Origin of the sequence: Cyanobacterium aponinum PCC 10605, assembly GCF_000317675.1 — a bacterium.
Lineage (GTDB): Bacteria > Cyanobacteriota > Cyanobacteriia > Cyanobacteriales > Cyanobacteriaceae > PCC-10605.
The window spans coordinates 2,257,199-2,269,633 of record NC_019776.1; the positions used below are offsets into that span (position 1 = coordinate 2,257,199).

General features: G+C 35.5%; 10 protein-coding genes and 1 pseudogene. 10 read left to right on the plus strand and 1 reads right to left on the minus strand.

Features of this window, described 5'->3' with window-relative positions; translation table 11 throughout:
- Positions 1-110 precede the first annotated feature (110 nt).
- The 10 genes and pseudogenes from CYAN10605_RS09415 to pyrR all read left to right on the plus strand — a co-directional run bounded on the left by CYAN10605_RS09415 (position 111) and on the right by pyrR (position 11,244).
- Positions 111-1,133, plus strand: coding sequence for a hypothetical protein (locus CYAN10605_RS09415; RefSeq protein ID WP_015219709.1), 1,023 nt, complete (start codon positions 111-113; stop codon positions 1,131-1,133).
- Positions 1,134-1,339: 206 nt separating this feature from the next.
- A complete protein-coding gene (gene smpB / locus CYAN10605_RS09420; protein ID WP_015219710.1) occupies positions 1,340-1,798 on the plus strand; it encodes an SsrA-binding protein SmpB in 459 nt (152 codons plus the stop codon).
- A gap of 76 nt (positions 1,799-1,874) precedes the next feature.
- Positions 1,875-2,195 carry a hypothetical protein gene (locus tag CYAN10605_RS09425; protein WP_015219711.1) on the plus strand — a complete coding sequence of 107 codons (321 nt, stop codon included), beginning with the start codon at positions 1,875-1,877 and terminating at the stop codon, positions 2,193-2,195.
- Between the two features lie 356 nt (positions 2,196-2,551).
- On the plus strand, positions 2,552-3,142 hold the full coding sequence (cbiT, locus tag CYAN10605_RS09430) for a precorrin-6Y C5,15-methyltransferase subunit CbiT (RefSeq protein ID WP_041922785.1): 591 nt from the start codon (positions 2,552-2,554) through the stop codon (positions 3,140-3,142).
- Positions 3,143-3,225: 83 nt separating this feature from the next.
- Complete coding sequence (locus CYAN10605_RS09435) at positions 3,226-3,690, plus strand: DUF2214 family protein (protein ID WP_015219713.1); 465 nt, start codon at positions 3,226-3,228, stop codon at positions 3,688-3,690.
- A gap of 781 nt (positions 3,691-4,471) precedes the next feature.
- Positions 4,472-6,748: a formate C-acetyltransferase gene (gene pflB / locus CYAN10605_RS09440; protein ID WP_015219714.1), complete on the plus strand. Its 2,277-nt coding sequence runs from the start codon at positions 4,472-4,474 to the stop codon at positions 6,746-6,748.
- A gap of 522 nt (positions 6,749-7,270) precedes the next feature.
- Positions 7,271-7,597 (plus strand): DUF6825 family protein, encoded by a 327-nt coding sequence (locus CYAN10605_RS09445; protein WP_015219715.1) that lies wholly within the window; start codon positions 7,271-7,273, stop codon positions 7,595-7,597.
- 212 nt (positions 7,598-7,809) lie between these two features.
- The gene (locus CYAN10605_RS09450) at positions 7,810-9,501 is read left to right on the plus strand and encodes an ABC1 kinase family protein (protein ID WP_241212828.1); all 1,692 of its coding nucleotides are present in this window, start codon (positions 7,810-7,812) and stop codon (positions 9,499-9,501) included.
- Positions 9,502-9,526: 25 nt separating this feature from the next.
- Positions 9,527-10,252: pseudogene (locus tag CYAN10605_RS09455) on the plus strand (PP2C family protein-serine/threonine phosphatase); the annotation flags it as partial.
- Between the two features lie 452 nt (positions 10,253-10,704).
- Positions 10,705-11,244 carry a bifunctional pyr operon transcriptional regulator/uracil phosphoribosyltransferase PyrR gene (gene pyrR, locus CYAN10605_RS09460; protein ID WP_015219718.1) on the plus strand — a complete coding sequence of 180 codons (540 nt, stop codon included), beginning with the start codon at positions 10,705-10,707 and terminating at the stop codon, positions 11,242-11,244.
- Between the two features lie 301 nt (positions 11,245-11,545).
- Here pyrR and CYAN10605_RS09465 read toward each other — a convergent pair whose 3' ends face one another.
- Complete coding sequence (locus tag CYAN10605_RS09465) at positions 11,546-12,313, minus strand: CARDB domain-containing protein (RefSeq protein WP_150108945.1); 768 nt, start codon at positions 12,311-12,313, stop codon at positions 11,546-11,548.
- Positions 12,314-12,435 lie beyond the last annotated feature (122 nt).

Genomic DNA, 12,435 nt, shown 5'->3' on the forward strand with positions numbered 1-12,435 from the left:
ATTTATAAATATTTTGTGAAAATCCATAAATATACTGATTAATTAAGCAAAAAAAGACATTATGATAGGAAGTAAAGGAGGTGTTGTAGTTAACTATGGGGGACAAAAAAATGAGTATAGAATTAACCATAGGAAGAAAAGCCGATAAGCCTTGGTGGAATCGTCCTCTCGTCGGTGATAAACCTCTTGTTGACTACCTCTTTAAACAATATTCTCGTACTCATATCTGTCCAGAAATAATCTCTTTACATGACTATCATCTTGAAAAACTAGAAAGCGTTAGTGTTACATTAAAAGCATTATTTAATCAAAAATTTACCCATTCAGACTTTCTAATTTATGCTCGTTTAGAAGGCTATTTTCAAAAATATTGTCAAACCAAAAAGCATTATTTTCTAGTTGGAAAAGAGTTTTTTAAGATTATTCTTAATAACCTAGATAACTTAAGATCTATCACCAAAATTGAGAAGAAATATAACCAACCATCTTTACTCGCATTTTATGATTCCGTATATGATCTAATCAAGGAAAATCATCATAAATTGATTTTTCAAGAAAAGTTAATTAAACTCCACTATAGTTTTAAATGCCAATTCAAAGAAACAAGGGAAATAAAAATAATAGACAAATATTTAGCTTATTTTATTTCTATATCTGAAGTAGAAAATCTTTTATATTTTCTCGATTTACTCAGAGTAAACAATTTAACTAACTGGGATAATTTTACGAGACTTAGTAATTTTATTGAAGAAACAAAAAATGGAATGATTGAAGATATTAAACCATTTTTATTATTTGCAAAATCAGAGGGAGATTTTTTAATTGAAATTGCTAATAAAGTTATTAAGATCAAAGAAGACGATGATACTAAACTTATCAATATTGCTAAAATATTCCAGTATATTGCTCTAGTGGACAAGTATGAAAACTTATATTCCCAGTTCCAATTATTTTTAAGGTGCTTAAGTAAATGGGAAAAAATTTATTATGATATTGTTAATATAAGAAAAAATTACCCTATTCATCAATTTATTATTCCCCCTAGTTTTAAAGTTAAATTACCGAGCTTTGAAATTTATAAAAGCTATCATGACTATTTAGATTATAGTTGTTTAACAAGATTAATTTACTAGAGGAAAAAAATTCCTCATTACCTCAGTTCGATAAAAGATGTCAGGTTTGACTTCTTTATATTTCTTTTATAAAACCACGAGTTTAGAAGATTAAAGTCAGAAAAGTTTAATCAGTCTTAGCATAATATTCCAATCGGTTCAAGGTTTTGCCAATTTTGTTAGAATGAAAGGATTGTCGATAAAAAGATGTGATAGAAGGTTATTAAATGAGTGACAAAGTGAAGATAATTAGTGATAATCGTCAGGCAAGATATTTATATGAGATTTTAGAGACTTATGAGGCAGGAGTCCAATTAGTGGGTACGGAAGTTAAGTCTATTAGGGCAGGAAGAGTCAATTTAAGAGATGGTTATGCTTTAATTCGTAATGGGGAGGCTTGGTTAACTAATGTGCATATTTCTCCTTATGATACCACTGGTAAATATTTTAATCATGAACCAAAGCGCGATCGCAAATTGTTATTACATAAAAAAGAAATTAATAAGTTAATTGGTGCATTACAGGAAAAAGGTTTAACTTTAGTTCCGTTAAAGATGTATTTGAGAGGAGAATGGGTTAAAGTTAGTTTAGGGCTAGGTAAAGGGAAAAAACTTCATGATAAAAGAGAAACCATTAAACGTAGGGAAGATCAAAGAGAAATGCAAAGGGCATTGAAAAGATTTTAGATATTCCTGTTTAAACCTTGTTTTTAATCTTGGCGTTTTCCCTTAACCCTATAGATTCTATCATTTTAATTAATCTATGAAAGAAGATCCTCAAGATAAATTAGACAAATTCCAACTATCTCTTTATCTAATGCCATTGTTTGGACCTATTTGGTCTTTAGTCAATTTAAACTATAAATCTAATTTAGAACAGAAAGAAAAAAAAACCGCTCGTTTATCTTTAAAGTGGGGATTAATTTGGCTGATAGTTTATGGTAGTTTATGGATGGGAGGCAATATCACTTCTGATATTTGGGCGGTGCGTTTACTATATTTGAATGGAGTTGTAACAACTATCTATTTTCTGATGTGCTTTATTTTGATTTCTAGTGTTTGGACACAAAGGTCTAAAAGATAGAACTCTTAAACAGTGTAATCATTAAGAATTGCTTCTGGATACTTCCCTCATCAACCCTTATCCCAACTCATTACTTAACCTCAGTTCGGTTTAAGAATATCGGATAAGAGTAGGTGTCAGGTGTCAGGTTTCAGGTTGCAGGTGTTGAAGAAAGTAATAAGTAACGAGTAATGAGTAATGAGTGTTCGGAGTTATTAATGATTAATTATTCACCCCAACACCCCAACACCCCAACACTATTTACCATTACCCTTTTCGCCATCACTCCGATGAGTGAAAATTTATCCCGAACTCAGATTACTTATTTATTCCGCCAAATTTACAATTACGATGTTGAACTGAGGTTATTTAACAATATGTGGCAATATAAAACTCCTGGTATTCCTGATGAATTATTCGATCGCCTCCCGGGTATTCCTATGACAAAAAGAGAGGTAAGGTTACTAATTTTATCTGGGTTAAGATTAGAAGAAAAATCAGTTATTTGGGATATAGGTGCAGGTACAGGGACAATTTCCATTGAAATAGGCTTATTATGCCCAAATACAAAAATTATCGCCATAGAAAGAGATCCAGAGGTAGCAGGTTTAATACGGCAAAATTGTCGGCGTTTTGAGGTGGAAAATGTGGAAGTGGTAGAAGGAAATGCTCCAGATTGTTTCGATACTTTACCAGAAAAACCCGATCGCATCTGTATTGGTGGCGGCAAATCAATCAAAAACATTTTAACTTCTTGTTGGGGTTATTTACCTGAAGGAGGAAGGTTAGTGGCAACGGCAAGTAATTTGGAAAACCTCTATCAAATTTCTGAAGGATTAGCTGAATTAAGAGCTTGTAATATTGAGGTAGTTCAATCTTCTATTAATAGATTAGAAAAAAGAGGATTAAGTCAAGTTTTTGCTGCGATCGCACCTATTTTTATTCTGAGTGGAGAAAAGATTAGCTAGTCCTAACAAACAGAAAAAAGGATAACGATACTGGGATAAAATTAATACTGTTATTCTCGTAAATTATTAATCAGGAGTTAATTATGTGGGCTAGTGCCATTACAGCCTATTTTCATTATCTAAGTATAGGAGTTATTTTTGCATCCTTGGCGATCGAATTTTTGACCCTCAAAGAAAAATTAACAACAAAAGAAGCATGGCGTATAGTTTGGGCAGATAGTGCCTATGGTGCCGCCGCAGTAGTCATCTTAATCACTGGAATCTTAAGAGTTTTATATTTTGCGAAAGATACCGCTTACTATATGCACCAACCAGTATTTTGGGCAAAAATAGCTCTTTATTTCATTGTTGGTACTGTGTCTTTATACCCTACCATTTCTTTTATTCTTTGGGTTAAATCTTTACTAGAAGATAAAGCCCCCGAAATAAGTCTCAACAAATATAAAATATTAAAGGGAATTATTGCCTTTGAGTTAGTGGGATTTACCTTAATTCCCTTAATGGCTTCCATGATGGCAAGAGGAATCGGCTCAGAATGGTTTTCTTAAACTTGACTATTAATAACCTGAGTTCGAGATAAATTTTATCTATGAGTGATGGCGAAAAGGGTAATCATTTGAGTTCGGAGTTAAGATAAAAAAGAAATTTCTTGTAAGGGTTGAATATATTCAACCCCTACCACCCTAAGCCCCTACTTCTCCCTCTCACCCTCTCCCCTCATCACCTCATCCCCTCATCCCCCTATCCCCAACACCTGACACCTGACACCTAATCTTATGGGATATTCTTAAACAGAACTGAGGTTAATTTAACTCCATCTTAGCTGATTGACAGGCTTAAGCCCCTTGTTTATTCTCTGCAAATCCATTAATCAAGGAGAAGATAAAAAATGAGAAAATATTGATAAAAATTTACAATATTGATAAAAAATTAACTTTTATAAAGTTTTAGTAATATTCCAAAAAAAATATTAAAGAAATATAGTTACTTAGCCGTTATTAATTTGTAATCGAACTTAGAAAATTGTATAGGGGAAAACACATTATATTTTTATTCTTGTTAAGAAGAATTGATTAATATACAACAAAAATCAAGGGAGACTTTTATCTAGCAACTATTCCTAAGAAATCAAGAGATTTTTTACTATAAAGAAATAATATGTAAAAAAATATAACAGACTAATTAATTTCAACATTATTTTTGGTAAATAAATATAATCTTTAGCAAATAAAAAAATATTTTTTTCATTAGTTAATAAGCCAATTTAGTTTATAATAATAAGTAAGGAAAAATAAATTATTAACCAAATATTTTGCGAGGTAAAAAAGTATGGTTCACCTTACAGATAAACCTACAGACCACGCTAGAGAAGAATTTTCAACTCAACCCTGGCAAGGATTCAAAACAGGTAAATGGACAAAAGAGGTTAATGTTCGAGATTTTATTCAGAAAAATTATACTCCCTACACAGGTGATGAATCTTTTTTAACAGATGCTACCTCCTGCACTAATAACCTTTGGACAGAAGTAAAACTATTGATGAAAGAAGAGCGGGAAAAAGGTATTTTAGACACAGAAACCAAAATTCCCTCCACCATCACCGCCTATCCTGCAGGTTACGTTAATAAAGATTTAGAAAAAATTGTTGGTTTACAAACCGATAAGCCCTTAAAACGGTCTATTATGCCCTTTGGCGGTATCAGAGTCGTAGAAGGTTCATTAAAAGCATACGGTTATGATATTGATCCTGAAACTCGTGATATATTCACTAAGTATCGTAAAACTCATAATGATGGCGTATTTTCTGCTTACACTACCGAAATGAAAAAAGCTCGTAAATCAGGAATTATTACTGGTTTACCTGATGCTTATGGTAGAGGTAGAATTATCGGTGATTATCGTCGAGTAGCTTTATACGGTGTTGATTTTCTCATTCAAGATAAACAAAATCAACTACTTTCCCTCGAATATGATTTCATGGATGAAGATACCATTCGTTTAAGAGAAGAAATTTTCGAGCAGATTAAAGCCTTAAATGAACTAAAGGAAATGGCACAAAGCTACGGTTTTGACATCTCGAAACCCGCTACTACCGCCCAAGAAGCTATCCAATGGACTTATTTTGGCTATTTAGCGGCAATTAAAGAACAAAATGGGGCGGCGATGTCTCTCGGTCGTACTTCCACTTTCCTTGATATTTACATAGTCAGAGATTTGGCAAAAGGTCTAATAACCGAAGCAGAAGCCCAAGAGTTGATTGATCAATTTGTAATTAAATTGCGTATGGTTCGTTTTCTACGCGCACCAGAATACAATCAGCTTTTTTCTGGAGATCCCGTTTGGGTTACGGAAGTAATCGGCGGTATGGGAGAAGATGGTCGTCCTTTAGTTACTAAAAGCAGTTTCCGTTTCTTGCATACATTGTATAATCTAGGTCCTGCCCCAGAACCAAATTTAACGGTTTTATGGTCAGAAAAATTGCCCATCGCATTTAAACGTTATTGTGCGAAAGTGTCCATTGACTCTAGTTCTATTCAATACGAAAATGATGATTTAATGCGTCCTGAATACGGGGATGACTATGGTATTGCTTGTTGCGTTTCTGCCATGAGAATCGGTAAACAGATGCAGTTTTTCGGCGCACGGGTTAATCTAGCCAAAGCCTTACTTTATGCTATCAATGGCGGTAAAGATGAAAATACTGGGATGCAAGTTGCACCTCCTTATGCACCAATTACAGGGGATTACCTAGATTATGACGAAGTAAGTGCTAAGTTTGATTTATTGGTAACATGGTTAGCTAAACTCTACGTTAACACCCTCAATGTGATTCATTATATGCACGATAAGTATAGCTATGAACGCATCGAAATGGCTTTACACGATCGCGACGTTTATCGGACAATGGCTTGTGGTATGGCTGGGTTGTCGGTGGTAGCGGATGCTTTATCGGCGATAAAATATAGTCGGGTCAAAGTGATTCGCAATGAACAAGGTTTAGCGGTAGATTATGAAGTAGAGGGAGATTATCCCAAATTTGGTAACAACGACGATCGCTCCGATGAGATTGCGATAAACTTAGTTAGTGATTTTATGAACAAAGTACGCCGTAACAAAGCCTATCGTAATGCCACTCCCACTCAATCCATTTTGACTATTACTTCTAATGTAGTCTATGGCAAAAAAACAGGTAGCACTCCCGATGGACGTAAGGCAGGTGAACCATTTGCTCCCGGTGCGAATCCCATGCACGGCAGAGATACCAAAGGTGCGATCGCATCTATGGCTTCCATTGCTAAGTTACCCTATGAAGATGCCCAAGACGGTATTTCCTATACTTTCTCTATCATTCCCGACGCATTGGGTAAAACTCCTGAAGCGAGAATCAATAACCTTGCAGGGATGTTAGATGGTTATTTCCACGATACAGGACATCATATCAATGTTAACGTATTTAACCGAGAAACTCTCCTTGATGCGATGGATCATCCTGAACAATATCCTCAATTAACCATTCGTGTATCAGGTTATGCCGTCAACTTCATTAAACTAACCCGTGAACAGCAGTTAGACGTAATTAATCGTACTTTCCATAAACAAATGTAACAGTTTAACTGATAGTTTTTGCTTTGGACAGGGGGTAATTAAAAATTAGTAATTAGTAATTAAGACAAGGCAATTAGTGAATAGTGAATAGTTGATAATTAAGAATTAAAAATTAAAAATTAAGAATTAAAAACTCTGAACTCCTAACTCCTGTACGGGCGAATGGCCCTTCGCCCCTACTTCCCCCTCTCCCCTTATCTCCTCATCACCCCAACACCTGAAACCTGAAACCTGACACCTACTCTTATTCGATATTCTTAAACCGAACTGAGGTTATGTAAGTATAAATACTGTTCCCTGTTCCCCTTCTACCCCTTTTAAGGGAAGACACATAGGGGTTTTCCTTTTTCCCTACCACCACTCAACAATTTTATATCGAACTCAGGTACAAAAAGGTACATTGATCTTAAAGAATGGCGGATAAATCCAACTCAGGAGAGAATAGTTCAAAATAATCTCAACGGAATCTGAAAATCTCAGATATAATTTGTTAAAAACCATTAAGAAATATTAACATTACCAATGACTAACCCAATTAATGATTTTTATTATCTCAGCAAAGCCTTAACTGAGGTTTTAACCGAAAAAGCAGAAGATAGTCTAACTCATATTCTCAGTGATATTGGTAAGTTTGATGCGGAGACTAGGCAGAGATTACAAGAGTTTGCCCAAGAAGTCAAAGCCAGAGCAGAGAAGGCAAAACAACAATCTAGTAATACTGATACCACTATTACAGTAGAAGCTAATACAGAGGTGGATTTACAAGAGTTATTAGATGAACTAAGGGCGGAAATTGCTCGTTTAAAGGCAGAATTAAATAATTATCGTCAAAATAATGAAGATTCTTAGGAAAAAATATTCGATGGGCAAGTTTTAGGGATTAATAATATATTTGTCTCTGGATTTGTTCTAAATATAATTTTTTCTGGTTTCTTTTAAGATTGAAAATAAAGTCAATATATTTTTTTAGTAAAACTTTCATAAAATAACAATCAGTGTCTTCAGCTTACTCTAATACAGAAAAATACTTACAATCTAGCCCCGATTTTGCTTCTGTTAATGTGAAGCCTAAATTAGAAAAAGGGAAAAAAACTTATCGTTGGAATCGTAGTAATTATTCCCGTTTGCGTCGTCGTATTGATATTTGGACTTTTGTGTTAATCCTTTTGTTTAAACTATGGCGTAACAGTAAAAAATGGACTTATGTTAATGGTTATACTGAGGAAAAAAGAAGCGCCCGTCGTCGTATTCAAGCGGCATGGATTAGAGAAAATTTACTGGAGTTAGGTCCTACTTTTATTAAGGTAGGTCAATTGTTCTCTACCCGTGCAGATATTTTTCCCATCGAGTATGTGGACGAGCTGTCTAAGTTACAGGATCGAGTTCCAGCCTTTAGTTTTGAACAGGTGCGATCGATTATTGAGAAAGATTTAGGTAAGCCTTTAGAGGATTTATTTCTCAGTGTTGATCCTACTCCTCTGGCGGCGGCTAGTTTGGGACAGGTACATAAGGCACAGTTAAAATCAGGGGAAGAAGTGGTAATCAAAATTCAACGCCCCGGATTACCCCAATTATTTACTATTGATTTAGGGATTCTTAAGCAAATTACCCGCTATTTTCAAAATCATCCCCGTTGGGGTAAGGGTAGAGACTGGTTAGGGATTTATGAAGAATGTAGTCGTATTCTTTGGCTAGAAACAGATTATTTGAATGAGGGGCGCAATGCAGATACTTTTCGCCGTAATTTTCGGGGGGTGAATTGGGTTAATGTTCCTAAAGTTTATTGGCGTTATACTTCTCCTCGAGTTCTAACTTTGGAGTATATGCCGGGGATTAAAATTAGCCATTATGAAGCTCTTGAAGCGGCAGGACTCGATCGCAAAATTTTGGCAAGATTAGGGGCAAAAGCCTATTTACAGCAGTTGTTGAATGATGGTTTCTTCCATGCTGATCCTCATCCGGGTAATTTAGCTGTAGCTCCCGATGGTGCTTTAATCTTTTATGATTTCGGTATGATGGGGCATATTAAAACCAATGTCAAAGAAAAGTTGATTGAGATGTTATTCGGGATTACCGAAAAAAATGCCGATCGCGTCGTTTCTGCGTTGGTGGATTTAGAGGCTTTATCTGTTACAGATGATCCCGGTCCTGTGCGCAGGTCAATTCAGTTCATGTTAGATAACTTCATGGATAAGCCTTTCGAGGAACAATCCATCAATCAAATTAGCGAGGATTTATTTGAAATCGCTTATGATCAACCCTTCCGCTTTCCCGCTACTTTTACTTTTGTGATGAGAGCTTTTTCTACTTTAGAGGGAGTGGGCAAGGGATTAGATCCAGAATTTAACTTTATGGAAGTAGCACAACCTTTCGCTTTACAAATTATGTCAGAATTTAGTAATGATGGTGGTAAGTCATTGTTTGATGAATTAAGTCGTCAGGCAGTGCAAGTAAGCAATACTGCTTTAGGTTTACCCCGACGCTTAGAAGATGCCATCGAAAAATTAGAACGGGGAGATATACGCATTAGAGTTCGTTCCCAAGAGTCAGATCGCCTTTTGCGACGTATTGCAGGGATGCAGATGGCTACTAATTATAGTCTATTTGTGGGAGCTTTAATTTTATCTGCTACGATACTAATTGTTAACGGCTTATGGCAAATTGCGATCGCAGTTTTTGTTTTAAGTATTTTTCCCTCTGTATCTTTGTTCCGTTTATTGAGACAATTAGATAGATTAGACCGTAAACTATAAATATTAGTATCAATTAATTGACCGTATGAAATGTACATCTATTGGGTTAACTGATCCGGGGTTAGTTAGACCCTACAACCAAGATAACCACTATACAGACCCCGAAGGACGTTTTTTTATCCTTGCTGATGGTATGGGAGGTCATGCCGGAGGAGAAGAAGCCAGTCGCATTGCAGTAGAAGTCATTAGAGAATACCTAGAAGCCAATTGGGATGCACCCATCGACTCTTATGATTTAATCGAAAAGTCAATTTATCAAGCAAATGAAGGCATTTTAGAAGATCAAGTGCTTCATCCTGAAAGGGCGGACATGGGAACAACTCTTGTGTTAGTTGTCTTTAGAGAAGATGAAACATGGCGAGCCCACGTGGGGGATTCCCGCCTTTACCGTTGGCGTAATGGGGAATTGAATCAAATTACCCTCGATCATACTTGGATCTCTCAAGCGATTCGGGCTGGAGAAATTACCCCTGAAGATGCAAAATATCATCCTTGGAGACACGTTCTTTCTCAGTGTTTAGGACGTAGAGACTTATACGAAGGTATTGATATACAAAAAATGGATGATGTCCAAAACGGCGATCGCTTCTTGCTTTGTAGTGATGGCTTAACCGAAGAAGTACCCGATGATTTGATTAACAAATCTTTACAAGAACTAGAAAACCTAGAACAGGCGGCTAAAACTCTCATTCAAAACGCAAAAGACGGGGGAGGTTCAGATAATATAACTGTAGTTCTCGTCTCGGTGGAAGGAATAGAAAATCAATCCAGTGAAAAAAATGAGAATTCGTCAATAGGGGAAACGGAAAATCAATTACTAAATGAAAATGAAAATCTAGCAGTAGAAGAAACGGAAAACAAGTCGATAGATGACAATGAGAATCCATAGCTCAGTCAATGTTGATCCTAATTTTGGGTGTAGAGGTATTAGTGAGGATGGAAAATGAAGAACGGTTAATTTTTAATTCTTGATTATTTCAATTTATAATAAGTAGATTCAATTAAATAAAAGAAAGTTTGTAGTTACCCCTTTAGGGGTTTAAAAGGTTCTGGAAATAAGGGCTGAAGCCCTCACTACTAACTGAGCCTATTTTACGTTTAATTAAGTGGGGCCACTTATATGTTAAGTTTAACTCCGAACCCCGAACCCCGAACACTTATTTACGTCTTAATCTATACACTCAAATGTAATCTATCTAAATAATGGCTCGTCAAATAATAGAAATACTTTCAGCAGACGAAATACGTCGTACTTTAATTCGTTTAGCTTCACAAATAGTCGAGGAAGCACCAGACTTATCTCAAGTTGTCCTCTTGGGTATTTATACAAGGGGTGTTCCTTTGGCTTATCTATTAGCCAATCAGATAGAAATGATTGAACAAGTTAAGGTGGCAGTTGGTGCGCTAGATATAACTTTCTTTCGAGATGATTTAGACCAAATCAAAACCAGAACGCCTCAGAAGACCGAAATACCCTTTGATTTGACGGGTAAAACCGTAATTTTGGTGGATGATGTGATTTATAAGGGAAGAACCATTAGAGCCGCTTTAAACGCTGTTACAGAGTATGGCAGACCAGAAATTATTAAATTGTTAGTTTTAGTTGATCGAGGTCATCGACAAGTACCTATTCACCCTGACTTTATCGGCAAAGCTCTACCTACCGCTAAAGAGGAAAAAGTAAAAGTTTATTTAGATGCGATCGATGGTAAAGATGCCGTAGAATTGATTAAGTTAACCTGAGTTTTGGATAAGCTGAAAGCATCCCAACTTGTAGTCAGAAAACCTTATGGCTTCTTCTTAGAAATAACGATAAAATTGCCTTAACCCGAACTGACTTAAACAAGGGGCTTAAGCCCCTTGCTAAAAACCCCTACCACCCCAAACCCTAAGCCTCTATTTCCTCCTCTCATCCTTTCTTCTCATCTGGTCATCATCCTAACACCTGCAACCTGCAACCTGAAACCTGACACCTAACCTTATCGGATATTCTTAAACCGAACTGAGATCAAGTTATAGTCTTTATCTGAAATCTGCCCCAAGATTAAACAGGGGAAATAGAAACCTCAAGGGTCATTATATTGTTATTTTCATTGGCTTCTAAAATCAAATTGTCTGGGTCTGCAATGATATTTATGATGTTTTTTCCTGTTTTTAATTTAATCTTATTTTTAGGAATATTAATTTTAAAAGAATTACCAGCGCTTAACCAGGGAATGCGACAACCAATGTATGAGCTATATTGATTATTAGGAACTATGTGAATTTGAAGATTACTCACATCTAATAATCCTTGGTTAACAACAGTAAAAACAAGGTTATCATCAAGCCATACTGCATCCTTAATCGTTAAATCTGATTCAATTACTTCAACTTCTTGAAGGGGATAGATAATTAAACTATCAATATGGAGTAACTTGCTCATCTTATGTTCATGATGTACGTGGCCACCCCAATTTTTTTCTGTACAAATACCATGTATATGTAAATTTTGATTAGGTTGTGGTACTGTAACTAAACCTGTTTTTGGTTCACTGGCATACATTCCAATTAAGCGCCATGAATTCGCTTTACCCAAGTATTTCATTGGGTTATCAGGGTGTTCTTGATCAGCACAGTAAAAATGTTGTAATGATGTGTAGATATTATCTTCTGCACTAAAAATATCATCAGAAACAAAATTTTTCATTCTTGCCCACTGCCATAAACATAACTTCGATGCAATGGTTAAAACAACCGATGACCATGTTGATTTGATATATACACCATAATAATTAGCTTTGACACCGCATTGGTTAATTGATTGGGTCACAATCTCCGTCAGACTAGAATTAGTAATATTAAAGTTAGAAACATCGATTTCTATACCTTCTTTGCTAATATCATTTGTGAAGCAAACATAAGGAAAATGATCTACTTCTGAAGTTGGGGATA

What these genes read in the sequence shown, in the direction of transcription:
- CYAN10605_RS09415 (WP_015219709.1), top strand. Translation starts at nt 111, where the DNA reads ATGAGTATAGAATTAACCATAGGAAGAAAAGCCGATAAGCCTTGGTGG.
- smpB (WP_015219710.1), top strand. Translation starts at nt 1,340, where the DNA reads ATGAGTGACAAAGTGAAGATAATTAGTGATAATCGTCAGGCAAGATAT.
- CYAN10605_RS09425 (WP_015219711.1), top strand. Translation starts at nt 1,875, where the DNA reads ATGAAAGAAGATCCTCAAGATAAATTAGACAAATTCCAACTATCTCTT.
- cbiT (WP_041922785.1), top strand. Translation starts at nt 2,552, where the DNA reads ATGTGGCAATATAAAACTCCTGGTATTCCTGATGAATTATTCGATCGC.
- CYAN10605_RS09435 (WP_015219713.1), top strand. Translation starts at nt 3,226, where the DNA reads ATGTGGGCTAGTGCCATTACAGCCTATTTTCATTATCTAAGTATAGGA.
- pflB (WP_015219714.1), top strand. Translation starts at nt 4,472, where the DNA reads ATGGTTCACCTTACAGATAAACCTACAGACCACGCTAGAGAAGAATTT.
- CYAN10605_RS09445 (WP_015219715.1), top strand. Translation starts at nt 7,271, where the DNA reads ATGACTAACCCAATTAATGATTTTTATTATCTCAGCAAAGCCTTAACT.
- pyrR (WP_015219718.1), top strand. Translation starts at nt 10,705, where the DNA reads ATGGCTCGTCAAATAATAGAAATACTTTCAGCAGACGAAATACGTCGT.